The following is a 15,368-nucleotide window of genomic DNA, read 5'->3' on the forward strand; positions in this document are numbered from 1 at the left end:
CTACTCTCATCGACAAAGGAGTTATGACCATGTTCTTGAATGATGATTTTCTGCTTCGCAGTGAACTGGCTAGAGATTTGTTCCATAACGATGCCAAAGACATGCCTATCATTGACTATCACTGCCACCTCGATCCCAAAGAGATTTATGAAGATGCCCATTTCCCGAACCTGACAGCGGCCTGGCTGTACGGCGATCATTATAAATGGCGGCTCATGCGTGCCAATGGCATTCCGGAAGAGCTCATTACCGGTTCCGCATCCGACTATGATAAATTTCTCGCCTGGGCCCGCACAGTACCGCGGACAGTAGGCAACCCGCTCTACAGCTGGACTCATCTGGAGCTTCGCCGCTTCTTCGGCATCGAGCTGCCCCTGAATGAAGAGAACGCTCCTGCCATCTGGGAGCAGGCAAATTCCAAGCTGGCCCAACCTGAATTTTCCCGCCGCGGTTTAATCCGCCGCTCTAACGTCAAGATCGTCTGCACGACCGATGATCCGGCGGATAGCCTCGAATATCATAAGCTGATTCGTGATGAAGAAGCGTCTTTCCGCGTTTATCCCGCGTTCCGCCCGGATAAGGCACTGAATATTGATGCCCCAGGCTTTGCGGATTGGCTTCAGCGGCTCGAAGCATCGGCAGACCGGGCTGTTACAAGCTACTCCGAGCTGAAGGAAGTGCTGAGCGCGCGTGTTGCCTTCTTCCATGAGCAGGGCTGCCGGCTCTCTGATCATGGCATTGATATTCTGAAATATCAGGCAGGCACCTCTGAAGAGGTGGAGCGCATTCTGGCTCGCCGATTATCCGGTCAAGAGCTGACTGCAGAAGAAATCACGGTCTACCGCAGCGAGCTGCTGTCGTTCCTGATTAGCCTGTATGCTGAAAAAGGCTGGACGATGCAGCTTCATCTTCACGCCTTCCGGAATAATAATACACCGATGTTCGACCGTCTCGGACCGGATACCGGGTATGATGGAGTGAATGACCTGCCGCTGGCCCAATCCCTCTCCTCCCTTCTTGACCGGGCCGAGATGGAAAGCGGGCTCCCTAAGACCATTCTCTATTCGTTAAATCCGTCAGATTATCCTGTTCTGGTCTCCCTGATGGGCTGCTATCAGAAAGATATGCCCGGTAAAATGCAGCTGGGCTCCGGCTGGTGGTTCAACGATACGGTCAGCGGTATGCGTGACCAGCTCACCAAGCTGGCGGAGGGCGGACTGCTGTCCCGGTTTGTCGGCATGCTGACTGATTCGCGCAGCTTCCTCTCCTATACACGGCATGAGTACTTCCGCCGTGTCTTGTGCGACTGGCTGGGAGAGCTGGCCGAACGGGGTGAAGCACCGGATGACCGTGCACTGCTGGGCGAACTCGTACGTGACGTAGCCTACCATAACGCGGCTGTTTATTTTGACATGGAGGCTCCAAGATCCCGAACGGAGTCTTCTACATGCTAAACGTTACGATTTCGAACCATCTGGATGATTGCTGTTCAGATGGTTCTTCAACAGCAGATGCAGCAACGGAGCATTCGCATTTGATGCTATATCCTGTCTCAACCGGACAGCCGCGCCCTTTCATACTCATTCTCCCCGGCGGCGGGTACCATCATCATGCGGAGCATGAAGGCAGAAATATTGCAGAATGGGTCCACCGTCTGGGCATGCACGCTGGGGTCCTGCATTATAATGTAAAGTCAATTAGGCCCGAACAATTGATCCAGGATGTAGAAGACAGCTTGCGTCTGGTTCGCCAGCAGAAGGGGCCATGCCAAACTGAACCGGATAAAATTGGAATGATCGGATTCTCGGCAGGCGGCCATCTGGCGGCCATCAGCACTTTACACGGTCAGGACAAGCCCGACCTGCTGATCCTGGGTTATCCGGTGATTACGATGGAAGAGAACTTCGCCCATCAGGGCAGCCGATACCATCTGCTCGGAGCCGTGCCGTCACCGGAACAATTGGCGGCCTATTCAGCAGAAAAGCAGGTCCAAGGCGGAACTCCTCCTGTTTTCATCTGGACGACAGCGGATGACCGGAGTGTTCCGGTTGAGAACAGTTTGATTTTTGCTGCAGCTCTTGCCGCTGTTCAGGTTCCTTTTGAACTGCACATTTTTGAACAAGGCCGTCATGGGCTGGGTCTGTCGGTCGAAAACCCTGCTATCGCTCAGTGGGTCTTGCTTTGTGAGCGGTGGCTGGCTAAACATCATTTTATTTCGTTGGAGGGATCCTGATGAATCGGACCATATACATTGCCGGCGACTCCACTGCCGCTCCCAAGAGCGGCGATCAGAAACCGATGGCCGGCTGGGGCGAATATATTCCGCTGTTCTTCAGCCCGCAGCTCAACTTCTCTAACTGGGCCATTAACGGCCGCAGCACCAAGTCCTTTATTGACCAGGGCAGATTGTCTGCCATGCTGGACCAATTCCATCCAGGTGATTACTTGATCATTCAGTTTGGTCATAATGATGGTAAAATCGATGACCCAGAGCGATATACAAACCCTCATACCGATTTTAAACGTAATCTTTCTTTATTTACGGTGTCTGCACGCAGCCGCGGGGTTCTTCCGGTGCTGTTGACTCCTGTAAGCCGGCGTCGTTTTCTCGTGGACGGATCCCCGGATCCCTTGGCCGTTGGAGAATATCCGGCAGCGGTAAAAGAAGCTGCTGCAGAGACAGGAACACCTCTTCTGGATCTCTTCTCGCTCACCCAGAAGCTGTACGGATCCCTGGGGATCAGAGATTCCGCAAAGCTGTTTCTTCATCTGCCAGCCGGCAGACATCCTAACTATCCAGACGGGGTGGAGGATGATACCCATTTTAATGAACGAGGTGCCCGCCTGGTGGCAGAACAGGTTGCCGAAGCCGTCGGGAACTGTGCTGCACTTACTTCCCTGCATCCGTGGCTGCGGCTGACAAGAACTTGACCACTCTAAGACAGGAGGAGATGATGCGGATGAATGCCCCCTTACATTTGGGCATCCGAGCTCATGACTTTGGTCAGCTCCCGCTGCCCCAGCTGCTATCCAAGCTTCAGCAGTATCAATTTCAGCATATCCAATTTGCGGTGCGCAAATCTTTTCCATCAAGTGTCCCTCGTTTTGGGGCACTTAGCCCGGGCACTGCGGCCTATTATCGGCAGGCTTTCGAGCGGGCAGGCATACATATAGCCGTGCTTGGCTGTTATGTGAATATCACACATTCGGAGGTTGATCAACGTGAACAAGCGCTGACCGACTTCGGTGTACATCTTCGGCTGGCCAGAGACTTTGGTGCCAGCCTCGTAGGTACCGAGACCGGTAGTGTTGGGCAAGGTTATACTGAAGCTAATTTCACCGAAGAAGCCTTTCTCCGCGCCGTTGATTCGGTCCGGCGAATGGTAATAGAAGCTGAACAATTTGGTGTTACGGTAGGCATTGAAGCAGGGCTCAACCACCCCCTCTATACCGCAAAGTTAACCCGAAGACTGCTGGAGCTGATACCTTCACCGAATCTGCAGATTATCCTGGACTGTGCCAACCTGATGCGACCGGAGAACGCCGAACGTCCAGCCGATGTCATTGAGGAAGCTCTGGAGCTGCTGGGAGACCGGATCGCCGTCATACACCTCAAGGATTTCAGGCTGGAGGACGGGCAAATTCGCATTGTGCCTGCAGGACAAGGAGAACTTCCTTTTGCCCCTATCCTTCATTATATGAAATACCAGCGTCCTCATCTGCACGGCATACTGGAAAGCACATCTGAACCGCACATTGCAGACAGTGTTCAGATGCTTAACCAGCTCTACGACCGCTTATAACCCATAACAAAAGCCTTATCCCTTGATTCCGGCACTGCGTGCTTGAGATCGGGATAAGGCTGCTTCATTGCGCTTAATTGTGATACCACACATCCTCATATTCGCTGTGACGCTTGAATTGAGCCAGCGCGTAAGAGCAGGCGGGCAGGATTTTTTTGTTCTCTGTACGAGCTTTGGCCACCACATGATCCAGGAGCTGCTTAGCAATTTGCCCTCCACGGTGTTCAGGCGATACATAAGTATGGTCCAGAATCCATACGTCTGTGGAGGATTGCTCTACATAGGTAATTTCTCCGATAATGCCCTGTTCATTGGAACATACAAATCCTGTTCCGTTCTCTGTCATTTCTATACCGTCCGATCCAGCGGATGGCCCTTCCAGCGGCGGCTTGCCCTGCAGCGTATGCCGGGTCTCCTGTACGATCTCTTTGGTTTCTTGCACTTCCCCTTTAATACGGGCGATCCCGTCCTTCAGTTCCCCAGACGTATCTTTGGCCTGTTCCGAGATTCCCTGCACATTTTTTTTGACATCATCCACGTCCTGTTTGACATCGTTCACACTTCCTTTGATGCCATCCATAGACTGCTTCATCTGATCCATATTGTTTTTGATCTCTTTGAGCGGGTTCTTCATGGTGCAGCCTCCTTCACAGTTCATTTTCTATCTGCCTATCTCGTTATTACCCAAAATCAGCCCGGGTCGCTCTTCTTTCCCAGTAAAGCCCGGAATAGGGCCTAAACCGTAAAGTAATAATAAACAAAGCGCAAAGAGATAATAAACAAAGTTAGAACACGCCTGTCCGTGAAAAAAATCGGCACGACAATACTAACGACTAGAAGGAAGGGTCTGCATGTATAAATACTTCCTCGCAGCACTGTGTCTCCTCCTGGCCTTTCCCGTCACCGTGCAGGCACAGCCTGTATCTGCGGTTAAAAAAGACCGTAAGTTCTACGAACAAAAAGGCGACGTGATCTGGGAGGTCCAGACCGACAAGAAGTGGATTGCCTTTACCTTCGATGATGGGCCGGACCCGAAACAGACAGGTGCCATTCTGGATGTGCTGGAACAGTATCACGCCAAGGGTACCTTTTTTGTCATCGGCAAGCAGGCTGCACAGCATCCCCAGATGTTAAACCGAATCGCGTTTGAAGGTCATGAAGTGGCGAACCACACTTTTAATCATATCTTTTTTCGCCTCCCCTCCTCACCGGAACGGGTACGAACTGAGATTGAACGGACCGAAGCAGAAATAATTAAGGCTACAGGGAAAGGCTCGGCTCTCTTTCGGCCCCCCGGCGGGATTTACGATGAGACCATTATCCGGGAAGCACGAAGGCTTGGACTGTATCCTATCATGTGGTCCTGGCATCAGGATACCCGCGACTGGAGCCGTCCGGGAATTAAGAAGATCGTAAATAAAGTTCTGGATAACGCTCATAATGGCGACATCGTCCTGTTTCATGATTTTGTGCAGGGATCGAGTCAGACGGTAGAAGCTCTAAAACAGATCCTCCCGGAACTTCAGAGGCGCGGCTATGAAATCGTGACCGTCTCGGAACTGATCCAGTCATCCAGCCGCCAGCTTCACAAGAGCAGTATACCCTCCAAGCATAAATCATAACAGCGCAAGAGGGCTGCGGATCATTCCGCTGCCCTCTTTGCTTTACTCATTCATTTTGCCCTGATTAGCAACTTCTCTTGCTTTAGCTTCCACATGGTCCGGATCACCTAAATAAAAGCGGCGGATCGGGTTAACATCTTCATCAAGTTCATAGACTAGCGGAATACCCGTGGGGATATTCAATTCGGTTAATTCCTCCTCGTTAATATCCTCCATATACTTGATCAGCGCACGCAGTGTATTGCCGTGAGCCGAGATCAGGACCCGGTCATTCCTGCGGATCAAGGGCACCAGACGATGATGCCAGTATTGCCCGACACGGTGCACTGTGTCCTGCAGACTTTCTCCCAATGGAATATTTTCTGCCGGGATATCTTTATATCTTACATCATTTCGCGGATTCCGCGGATCGTCTTCATTCAGCATGGGCGGACGCACAGACAGGCTGCGCCGCCAGATATGCAGCTGCTGTTCTCCATATTTGGCCGCCGTATCGATTTTACTTAATCCTTGCAGCGCACCGTAATGCCGCTCGTTTAATTTCCATGACTTCTCCTCCGGAATCCAGAACAAGTCCATTTCGTCCAGCATGTAATGAAGGGTTTGAATAGAACGTTTGAGCACCGAGGCAAAGGCCAAATCAAAGGTGTAACCCTCGGATTTCAGGATTTTCCCGGCCTCCCTTGCTTCATGAACCCCTTTTTCTGTCAGGTTAACATCCGTCCAGCCGGTAAACAGATTTTGTCGGTTATATTCACTTTCGCCGTGGCGAACCAGCACAACTTGATACATCTGCTTTTCTCCTTTCCCTGCAGCGTCCAAAATGGTTATACGCCGTTCTTAGTATGTAAATAGACAAGTATTATTACCCTTTAGCAGCAGAATTTAAAAATTGCCATCCGTCACGGAAGTAATCGACATAGAGAACCGAAGCCTAGAGTGTAACCGAAAAGAATTTCTCCAAATTCATCTTGCCCTGACGGGTAACTACCACTGCCCGGGTATGAGCACTTCTCTCGATCCAAGCCAGCTCAATCAGGCGGGCAAGCACGACTTGACCCAAGGCACCGCCCAAATGAGGTTTCCGTTCACTCCAATCAAGGCATTGACGGGCAAAAGAGCGCCGTTTGCGTCTGGCAAGCTCCAGGTCAATACCGAGCGAAGCAAAAAAGGATTCTCCCTTGTCTGTGACCCTGTAATCCTCTTCATCCTCCAGCAGAACGCCCAGCCGGACCATCGCCTCTGTCAAAAGAACACCGGTCCGACCCGCCAAATGATCGTAACATGTCCTTGCATGCCTAATCGCAGCATCCTCCTCAGCCTGACGAAGCGATCGAACAGGCAGCCGGGGAGCAGCTGAGAGCAGTAATTCCATGATTCCAGCCACTTGTGCGTTCACAATGCCGAAATAGCGGTGTCTTCCCTGCTTCTTCGTATCCAGCACGCCCCCATCAACCATCATACTCAAATGATAACTTGCCGTTTGCGCTTTCACTCCTGCCGCACACGCAAGCTCTCCTGCTGTATGATAGCGCCCGTCCATTAGTAAGGTAAGCATAGCAGCCCGTGACGGCTCGCTTACGAAGGAGGCAATGACAGAGGCATTCGGTCCTGACATCATTTTCATATCTTCACACCATCCTTTTCATCCTGAAAATTATAGCGTGCTGCAGCCCTTAAGATAAACCCTTATTTAAGGTTTAAGATTGTATCCACAACGATAACCGAAGCGCTGCTAACCGCTAGTTACAGCAAAAAAGCCGGCAGCAGCCGGCAGCTTTGGTTCTGTAACGTTCTCACCTATCGTTTTTCTGTATGTTCACCATGGTTCTCTACGTTAATCTCTGACGACTGCTGCGTTATATCCGCTTCTCCTGGCAACAAGCCGGTTCTCAGATGCGGGCGGGTGTCCTCGTAGATCGTTTCAGGATCACCATCTGTCACATCAGGTTTACGGTCATATGGCATGTCTTATCCCTCCTCATTATTATCCTGTCCAATTCATTCCGTAGTTATAAAATGGTGAGGAGTTCAAAGGAAAGTGCTGAGATCATGAAGTATAGATGCAATCCATACTTCGATGAACCTGGAAGTAACCTTATGTTATGCTGAAGCCGTATTCGAGAAACGACCCTGAAGGAGGACGTAAAAAATGTTCAACCCTCTAAAACCAAGCCAGGAAATTAATCCATCCATTCTGTATTATGGTACTCCTGTCATACTGCTCTCGTCATGGAATGAGGATGGCACAACAAACCTTAGTCCGCTGTCCTCATCCTGGGCGCTTGGCCGCTCGATCGTCCTGGGGATCGGACAAGGAGGTCAGGCTCTGGCGAATTTGCAGGAGCGGCCGGATTGTGTCATTAACGTACCCGGGCCTGATCTATGGCCGGCTGTTGAACGGTTGGCTCCTTTTACCGGAAAAGAAGAGGTACCTGCAGCAAAAGCAGCCGCTGGTTTTACCTATAAAAAAGATAAGTTTGAAACCAGTAATTTGACCCCCGTTCCATCCATCTCTGTGCAGGCAGCAAGAATAGCCGAGTGCCCGCTGCAGATTGAAGCCTGTGTCAGGAAAATAACAAACCCTTCAAGCTCAGACAGCTTTGCCATTGTCGAGACCGAGGCCATCCGCATCCATGCACACCCGGACATCCTGCTGAATGAGCGGCATGTCGATCCAGCCAAATGGAGCCCGCTCATTTATAATTTCAGGCATTACTTTGGTCTTGGCGAGGAGCTTGGTAAGACATTCCGCTCAGAGACCTGACGCTTGCTTCAGCCCCAAACCTCTTCTGCCACTTCCTTGATGAACTTCAGCTTATTCCACTGCTGTTCTTCGGTCAGGAGATTGCCTTCTTCCGTCGAAGCAAACCCGCACTGCGGGCTCAGGCACAGCTGATTAATATCTACATACTGAGAAGCTTCCCGGATCCGGTCAAGAATGTCCTGCTTATCCTCCAGCTCACCATTCTTGGAGGTGAACAATCCCAGTACGACCACCTGATCTTGAATATGCTGCAGAGGAGCAAAGTCCCCGGCACGCTGGCTGTCATATTCCAGATAAAATCCGTCTACATGAACAGTGCCGAACAATACCTTAGCAATCGGGTCATAACCACCGGAAGCTGCCCAAGTCGAGTGAAAATTACCACGGCATACATGCATCGTGATCACAAGATCCTCAGGACGGCTTTTGATGGCTTCGTTATTCAGGTAGGCGTACAATTTGGCGATCTCGTTAACGTCAACGCCTTCCTTCTGGCGATGCTCCCAATAACCTTTGTCGCACAGCATTCCCCAGGTGCAGTCATCCAGCTGCAAGTTGCGGCAGCCTGCGTCATAGAATGCCTGAATTGCATCACGATAAGCGGCAGCAATATCTTCCACCAGTTCCTGCTGGGTAGTATAAACCTCAAAGGTGCGGTCACGGTTCTCCCCGCGCTGCAGCTCGGACAGGAACTGTGCCGGAGAAGGAATCGTCTGCCGTGGCAGCACATCGCGGCCGGCAGCTTCCTGTAGAAATAGGAAGTCTTCTATGAACGGATGTGTGCTGAACTTGATTTTGCCGGACAACCGCGCCGTTTCCGCACGGGTCTCCACGCCCTGGAATCTGTAGCCTTCTGAAATCTCGGCCTTCTCGACTCCGTCCAGGCCCCACATAAAGTCAAGATGCCACCAGGAGCGGCGGAATTCTCCGTCCGTTACACCTTTCAAGCCAGCTTCTTTCTGCTTTTGGACGAGCTTTATAATCTCCTCATCCTCAATATGACGAAGCTGCTCGGCAGTGATTTCATTATTTTGAAATTGAAGACGTGCTTCCTTGATTGCAGCGGGACGCAGGAAGCTGCCTACGATATCATATCGGAATGGAACGGTCTCTCTCTGAACGGCTTGCTCGAACAATGTACTCATGTGTTTTCCCTCCTGATTGGGTCTGTGCATTCTGTGTTGAACCCAATATATCATCCACAGCTGCGCGGGGGGTAACGCTCAAAAATTATGGCCTACCATAAGCTTTCGCTATAGCAGGCCACAATGTCGTTCATTCGGAGTTATTCAGGTTCTGTCCAAATTTCATTGGCTGTATCGATGACAAGCCGGATTTTATCCCATTGCTCTTCTTCTGTAATCAGATTCCCTTCTTCGGTCGAAGCAAACCCGCACTGCGGACTGAGACAGAGCTGATTCAAATCCACATATTCGGATGCCTCGGCGATTCGGGCTTTGAGCACCTCCTTGCTTTCCAGCCCGCCATGCTTGGTCGTAACCAGTCCCAGTACAACACGCTGATCCTTGATATGCCGCAGCGGCTCGAAGCCGCCGGAGCGTTCACTGTCATATTCCAGGAAAAAGGCATCCACTCTGCACTGGGCAAACAGCGTCTCCGCTACCGGCTCATACCCTCCTGCGGCGAACCAGGTCGATACATAATTCCCCCTGCACACATGCAGTGCAATGGTCATATCAGATGGTTTCCCGGCAATGCTCTCATTAATGAGCTTGACGTAGTCTGCCGCTAGCTGATCCGGGTCCTGTCCGCGTCCGCGCAGAAGAGCGCGATGCCGCCCGCTGCACAATGTCCCCCATGACGTATCATCCAGCTGGAGATAACGGCAGCCCGCAGCATACAGTCCTGCAATCATTTCACGGTACACTTTCACAATATCCTTGTACAGCTCCTGATCATCACCATAAACTTCATTGACCTGATGGCTTTGCACAAAATGGAACAGCGCTGGGGAAGGAATAGTCATCTTGGCCAAAACGTCATGACCGGCAAGCTCCTTCAGACGGACAAAATGTTCGATCATCGGATGATTACCAAGAGAAATGCGGTCCACGATCTGAAATGATTCAGCACGAGTTTTGGGGTCGGGCCGCCCCGGATTAATATTCAGATTCACTTTCACTGTACCTTCAATACCGAGGAAGAAATCCAGATGCCACCAAGAACGGCGGTATTCCCCGTCGCTGACCGCTTTCAAGCCGAGCGCCTTTTGAATATCGATCAGTCTTCTTATCTCTACATCCTCGGTCTCCTGCAGTCCGGCAGCATTACATTCTCCGCGATCATAGGCCGCCCGGGCCTCCTTTAACGAGTCAGGCCGGAGGAAGCTGCCCACGATATCATAGCGGAAAGGCGGAACGTTCGTACGTGTACCTGATATTATGTTTTTCATATGCTCCTCCTGCATCACAATAAGAATTGATGGATATCCAGGTAATTACTCTGAACCAGATCATTGAGCAGATCAATATACTGGCCCGCGATATCACTGGGCTTTCGATCCTTGTGAGCAATCCAGCCCACCGTGAATACCTCTTCGCTCTCAAAGGGAATAACCTGCAGCCCCTCACCGTTAAACTGGGTCGCCAAGATCCCCGTTCCAACCGTGTACCCATTCGTATTCAGCAGCAGATCCGACAATGTCGCCCGGTCATTCACCTTGATACTCTTAGCCACATCCGTAAAGCTCAGCACTTCCTCCGAGAAATGAGGTGAATTATTGTCCCCCTGATCAAAAGAAATATAAGGATACTCTTTAACCTGTTCCAGGGATAAAGTCTCTTCCCGGGCCAGCGGATGCCGCTCGCCGAGAAAAATATACGGCGCCGCATTAAACAATGGAGTGAATTTTAAATTGCTGTCGCTGAACAGCTTGTTCATCACCCGGGAGTTGCGTTCGTTGATATACAGAATGCCCACTTCGCTGCGCAGTGTACGGACATCTTCAATGATCTGGAAGGTCTGCGTCTCCCGCAGGTGGAAATTATATTCTTCCCTGGCGTCAAGCTCCAGCAGCTTCCCGAAGGCTTCTGCTGCGAATGCATAATGCTGGCTTGATACGGCAAAATGCACCGCTCTGCGTTTCTGGCCGTGATACCGGCTCTCGATCAGCTCGGCCTGCTCGATCATCTGGCGGGCGTAGCCGAGAAATTCAACGCCTTCTACAGACAGGCTGATCCCCCGGTTTGTCCGGTCAAAAATCGTGATTCCCAGTTCACTTTCCAGCTCCTTAATCGCATTGGACAGACTCGGCTGAGAAATAAACAGCCGTTTGGCTGCCTCATTCATGGAACCGCAGTTGGCAATCTCTATGGCATACCGAAGCTGCTGTAGTGTCAAGCCGTTCCCCCCTTTTCTTTCGTACCGCGATAGCTTGCTAATCTTCAATTATGGTAGCACAAAACGTCAGCTTGTCCATATCCGCTTGTGTTTTCCCGCGGCAAAAAGGCAGCCAGACCGGCGTTTCTGCCGTCTAACTGCCTTTTTAATGAGGATAAAGATAACTATAAATGCAATGGATCTATCTGATTTGCAGCATCCGGTCCAGAGCCTTCACCGCATCAACAGTTACCGCCTCCGGCACAGTAATAATGCCGACTGGATCCCCCTGCTCGATCTGTTCCAGCGACCAGAGCAGGTGCGGAAGATCGATCCGGTTCATGGTCAGGCACGGGCACATATTCGGATTTAGCGACTCGATCTGTTTATCCTTATGCTGATTCATGATGCGCTGCACCAGATTCATCTCGGTACCGACAGCCCACTTCGTTCCGGGTTCGGCTGCCTGAATAGTATCAATGATGTATTTAGTGGAGCCCGCGTAATCCGACAGCTCGACAACTTCGCGGGAGCATTCGGGATGAACGATAATCTTTACTTCCGGGTCTCTCTCCCGAAGACTGCGAATGTTCTCCACCGTAAATTTTTCGTGCACTGAACAGTGACCCTTCCACAAAAGTACACGTATATTCTGGACATCTTCGCGGCCCGTCACCAGTTCATTGAGTTCAGGATCCCATACGGCCATGTCTTCCAACGGAATTCCCAGGTCATAAGCGGTGTTCCGTCCGAGATGCTGATCCGGCAGGAAGAGAATGCGTTCTTTTTGCCGGAATGCCCATTTCAGCACCTCCCTCGCATTGGACGAAGTGACGGTTGCACCGCCATGACGGCCTACGAACGCCTTGATTTCAGCTGTCGAATTCACATAGGTTAACGGAATGATGGTGTCTCCATACACAGCCTGCAGCCGCTCCCATGCCACTTCGGTCTGCTGCATATTGGCCATATCGGCCATCGAGCAGCCTGCCCGCATATCCGGCAGAACGACCGTCTGGCTCGGCGTTGTGAGCATGTCTGCGGTCTCCGCCATGAAATGTACACCGCAGAATACAATATATTCCGCTGATGAATTTTGCTGGGCCAGCTGAGCAAGCTGCAGAGAATCGCCGGTAATATCGGCAAATTGGATAACCTCGTCCTTCTGGTAATGATGGCCCGGAATAAGCAGGCGGGAACCCAATTTGTGCTTGATTTCCGACACACGCTGTTCCATTTCCTCTTTACTCAGCTGCTTGTAACGTTCCGGCATCATGCCGCGGCCGCCTTTTAATGCTTCAAAAATCGACATTTATACTCCTCCTCCTGCTTGCTTAGCGAAGTTCAACATTCATGCTGATGTCCAGATTATGCACCGAGTGGGTTAGGAACCCTAACGAAATATAATCCACGCCTGTTCCGCGGTATTCATGCAGTGTGGAGTAATTGATCCCGCCTGACGCTTCCGTTATGATCGTAGAAGGCGTAAGCGCTGCAAAGTGCTTAACCTCTTCCGGAGTCCGGTTGTCGAACATAATGACATCAGCCTGAGCCTCAATCGCCTCCAGCAGCTGTTCTTCCGACTCAATCTCCACTTCAATCCGGATCATGTGGCCTGCACCGGCACGTGCCCGCTTGACCGCTTCCTTAATCGATCCGCAAGCAGCAATATGATTATCTTTGATCATGATCCCGTCATACAGCCCGAACCGGTGATTATAACCGCCTCCGACCCGGACAGCATACTTCTCCAGTGCGCGCAAACCCGGTGTCGTCTTGCGGGTATCGCAGATTCGTGTGTGATCATCGTTCAGCAGCATGATCGCCTTCCGGGTCTGCGTCGCTATGGCTGACATGCGCTGAATGAGATTCAGAACAATGCGTTCCCCGGTCAGTAACGGTGCGGCAGGGCCCTTCATTACAGCGATAATCTCTCCCTTAGCCAGACTGTCTCCGTCCCTTTTCTGTATGTCAACATTAATGTCCTCAGACATCAGCCTGAAACCTTCCTTGATGATGTTCCCGCCTGCGAAGATGCCGTCGGCCTTGCTGAGAATGGACGCCTCACAGTATTCGCCATTAAAAATAAGAGAAGATGTCTGGTCTCCGCTGCCAATGTCTTCGGCAAAAAAGGACTCCAGCATCTGTCTCAGCTGAAAACGCTCCATGATGATCGAATCCTTTCGTTATGAATGATACGGCTGCCCTGCCTGGATAAAATAATTTGTCTGCCTCCCCAAACGCTGTCATCCCGTTCCGGAAAGTCACTCCGGTAATGGGCACCCCGGCTCTCCTCCCGCAGCAGGGCAGCGGATGTAACCAGTACCGCCAGCTGCCACAGGTTCGATAATTCCATCTGTACTCTTGTGATTTTTTGCACATTAAACACCTGTGAAGGCAGCCCTTCCAGCCACTCCTTCATGCCCCGCAGCTGCTCCCCGGTACGTTCGATCGATACAGCTGCCGTCATCCGCCGCTGCAATTCTGCAAGTGTAGTCTGCGGTACCTGAATCAATACCGGCGAAACAGAGAGCCCCGTCTTCCATTCAGTCATCGAATCATTCATGGCAGCAATGCGCTGTGCAGTCCTGCGGCCTGTAACCAAAGCCTCCAGCAAGGAATTGCTGGCCAGACGGTTTGCACCGTGAAGCCCTGTACATGCTGCTTCTCCAATCGCGAACAGCCCGCGTACCGTACTCTCTCCCCACGTATTGACCTGAATGCCGCCCATTAGAAAATGCATGCCCGGTGCAACAGGAATCCTCTGGTCTCTCAGGTCGACACCGGCCTGCTCACACAGCCGGGTAATACTTGGGAAGCGGCTGCTGAAATTGCTGCAAGCCTCAATATTGATATAAATCGTGCGGCCCTGCTGCATCTCTTCATGCATGACTCGTGCAACAATATCACGGGGAGCCAGATCTTCATATTCATGCCGGCCCTTCATGATCCGGCGGCCGGTCTCGTCAACCAGAACACCGCCCTCGCCGCGTACCGCTTCAGACACCAGCCCGTAACTGCGGCCGTTCTTCACTAATAGCGTTGGATGAAACTGCATGAATTCCATGTCCGTCAATGCGGCTCCTGCACGATATGCCAGCATAAGACCATCTCCGGTCACCGTCAGATGATTGCTGTGGTGGCTGTACAAGCTGCCGCAGCCGCCCGTTGCCAGCACGACCTGATCTGCATGAATATATTCGATCCTGCCTTCCCGGTCGAGGAGCTTAACTCCGCAGCAATGGTTATCCATCACCAGCAAGTCTACAACACGGACATACTCCCGTACCTCGATATGACCAGGAATCCGCTGTTGGAGATGCTCTATCAGCTTCCAGCCTGATGCATCACCACCCGCATGGAAAATCCGATTTAGGGAATGAGCCCCTTCCCTCCCAAGCAGCAGCGTGCCTTCCGGGCTCCGGTCGAAAGGAAAACGGGCATCTATCAACTCCTGCATCATCTGCTTGCCTTCATGGATTACCATCTGTACGATGTCAAAGTCATTATGACCAGCGCCCGCAAGGAGCGTATCCTCAATATGACTGGCTTCGGAATCTTCAGGCAGGTAGGAGGTGGCAATCCCTCCTTGTGCCATGGCTGAATTACTGTCGGACATCGTCTCCTTCGTCAGCAGGATCACTCTCCGGTCTGCTGGCAGCGAAGAAGCCAGCGACAGCGCCGCTGCTCCAGAACCAACAATAACTACGGTTGGGTCGGACATCTTCACATCTCTCCACTCCACTAAACTCTACAATTCTGAATCGTGCTTAGTTCACTAATTCGTTATGAAATTCACAACCTAATTCATTAGGTGTCTTTACACCTGTATTGACA

Annotated in this window: 16 protein-coding genes; 6 read left to right on the forward strand and 10 right to left on the reverse strand. The window is 51.4% G+C overall.

Translation table 11 applies throughout. The features are described 5' to 3' along the window. The first annotated feature begins 23 nt into the window (after window positions 1–23). The 4 genes from uxaC to Q5741_RS03910 are packed head-to-tail and all read left to right on the forward strand — an operon-like array spanning window position 24 to window position 3,803. Window positions 24–1,454: a glucuronate isomerase gene (gene uxaC, locus Q5741_RS03895; RefSeq protein ID WP_305023321.1), complete on the forward strand. Its 1,431-nt coding sequence runs from the start codon at window positions 24–26 to the stop codon at window positions 1,452–1,454. Next, window positions 1,448–2,233: an alpha/beta hydrolase gene (locus Q5741_RS03900; RefSeq protein ID WP_305022755.1), complete on the forward strand. Its 786-nt coding sequence runs from the start codon at window positions 1,448–1,450 to the stop codon at window positions 2,231–2,233. The genes uxaC and Q5741_RS03900 overlap by 7 nt, the downstream gene beginning before the upstream one ends. Continuing rightward, window positions 2,233–2,931, forward strand: coding sequence for a rhamnogalacturonan acetylesterase (locus Q5741_RS03905; protein ID WP_305022756.1), 699 nt, complete (start codon window positions 2,233–2,235; stop codon window positions 2,929–2,931). Before Q5741_RS03900 ends, Q5741_RS03905 begins: the two co-directional genes overlap by 1 nt. 29 nt (window positions 2,932–2,960) lie before the next feature. Further along, the gene (locus tag Q5741_RS03910) at window positions 2,961–3,803 is read left to right on the forward strand and encodes a sugar phosphate isomerase/epimerase family protein (RefSeq protein ID WP_305022757.1); all 843 of its coding nucleotides are present in this window, start codon (window positions 2,961–2,963) and stop codon (window positions 3,801–3,803) included. A gap of 73 nt (window positions 3,804–3,876) precedes the next feature. On the opposite strand, the gene Q5741_RS03915 is transcribed toward Q5741_RS03910, so the two are convergent. Next, window positions 3,877–4,437 carry a GNAT family N-acetyltransferase gene (locus Q5741_RS03915; RefSeq protein ID WP_305022758.1) on the reverse strand — a complete coding sequence of 187 codons (561 nt, stop codon included), beginning with the start codon at window positions 4,435–4,437 and terminating at the stop codon, window positions 3,877–3,879. A 217-nt stretch (window positions 4,438–4,654) separates the two neighbouring features. On the opposite strand from Q5741_RS03915, the gene Q5741_RS03920 reads away from it, so the two are divergent. Beyond that, a complete protein-coding gene (locus Q5741_RS03920; RefSeq protein ID WP_305022759.1) occupies window positions 4,655–5,425 on the forward strand; it encodes a polysaccharide deacetylase family protein in 771 nt (256 codons plus the stop codon). A 42-nt stretch (window positions 5,426–5,467) separates the two neighbouring features. Here Q5741_RS03920 and gpmA read toward each other — a convergent pair whose 3' ends face one another. From gpmA to Q5741_RS03935, 3 genes are all read right to left on the reverse strand, one after another. Beyond that, complete coding sequence (gpmA, locus tag Q5741_RS03925; protein WP_305022760.1) at window positions 5,468–6,217, reverse strand: 2,3-diphosphoglycerate-dependent phosphoglycerate mutase; 750 nt, start codon at window positions 6,215–6,217, stop codon at window positions 5,468–5,470. Window positions 6,218–6,359: 142 nt separating this feature from the next. Then, window positions 6,360–7,046 carry an ArsR/SmtB family transcription factor gene (locus tag Q5741_RS03930; RefSeq protein ID WP_305023322.1) on the reverse strand — a complete coding sequence of 229 codons (687 nt, stop codon included), beginning with the start codon at window positions 7,044–7,046 and terminating at the stop codon, window positions 6,360–6,362. Between the two features lie 179 nt (window positions 7,047–7,225). After that, window positions 7,226–7,393, reverse strand: coding sequence for a hypothetical protein (locus tag Q5741_RS03935; RefSeq protein WP_305022761.1), 168 nt, complete (start codon window positions 7,391–7,393; stop codon window positions 7,226–7,228). A 184-nt stretch (window positions 7,394–7,577) separates the two neighbouring features. Here Q5741_RS03935 and Q5741_RS03940 point away from each other — a divergent pair, with 184 nt between their 5' ends. Next, window positions 7,578–8,192 (forward strand): flavin reductase family protein, encoded by a 615-nt coding sequence (locus Q5741_RS03940; RefSeq protein ID WP_305022762.1) that lies wholly within the window; start codon window positions 7,578–7,580, stop codon window positions 8,190–8,192. An 8-nt stretch (window positions 8,193–8,200) separates the two neighbouring features. Here the strand turns inward: Q5741_RS03940 and Q5741_RS03945 are convergent, their stop codons facing one another. The 6 genes from Q5741_RS03945 to nadB form a co-directional block, all read right to left on the reverse strand. Next, window positions 8,201–9,337: a 5-methyltetrahydropteroyltriglutamate--homocysteine S-methyltransferase gene (locus Q5741_RS03945; protein ID WP_305022763.1), complete on the reverse strand. Its 1,137-nt coding sequence runs from the start codon at window positions 9,335–9,337 to the stop codon at window positions 8,201–8,203. A gap of 140 nt (window positions 9,338–9,477) precedes the next feature. Continuing rightward, the gene (locus Q5741_RS03950; RefSeq protein ID WP_305022764.1) at window positions 9,478–10,605 is read right to left on the reverse strand and encodes a 5-methyltetrahydropteroyltriglutamate--homocysteine S-methyltransferase; all 1,128 of its coding nucleotides are present in this window, start codon (window positions 10,603–10,605) and stop codon (window positions 9,478–9,480) included. 14 nt (window positions 10,606–10,619) lie between these two features. Next, entirely contained in the window at window positions 10,620–11,552 is a 933-nt protein-coding gene (locus tag Q5741_RS03955) for a LysR family transcriptional regulator (protein WP_305022765.1), read from the reverse strand. A gap of 181 nt (window positions 11,553–11,733) precedes the next feature. Further along, the gene (nadA, locus tag Q5741_RS03960) at window positions 11,734–12,843 is read right to left on the reverse strand and encodes a quinolinate synthase NadA (protein WP_305022766.1); all 1,110 of its coding nucleotides are present in this window, start codon (window positions 12,841–12,843) and stop codon (window positions 11,734–11,736) included. A 22-nt stretch (window positions 12,844–12,865) separates the two neighbouring features. Then, entirely contained in the window at window positions 12,866–13,699 is an 834-nt protein-coding gene (nadC, locus tag Q5741_RS03965) for a carboxylating nicotinate-nucleotide diphosphorylase (protein ID WP_305022767.1), read from the reverse strand. Beyond that, the gene (gene nadB / locus Q5741_RS03970; RefSeq protein ID WP_305022768.1) at window positions 13,681–15,255 is read right to left on the reverse strand and encodes an L-aspartate oxidase; all 1,575 of its coding nucleotides are present in this window, start codon (window positions 15,253–15,255) and stop codon (window positions 13,681–13,683) included. The genes nadC and nadB overlap by 19 nt, the downstream gene beginning before the upstream one ends. Window positions 15,256–15,368: the final 113 nt, after the last annotated feature.

It is taken from the genome of Paenibacillus lacisoli, assembly GCF_030580655.1.
Classification (GTDB): Bacteria; Bacillota; Bacilli; order Paenibacillales; family Paenibacillaceae; genus Paenibacillus; species Paenibacillus lacisoli.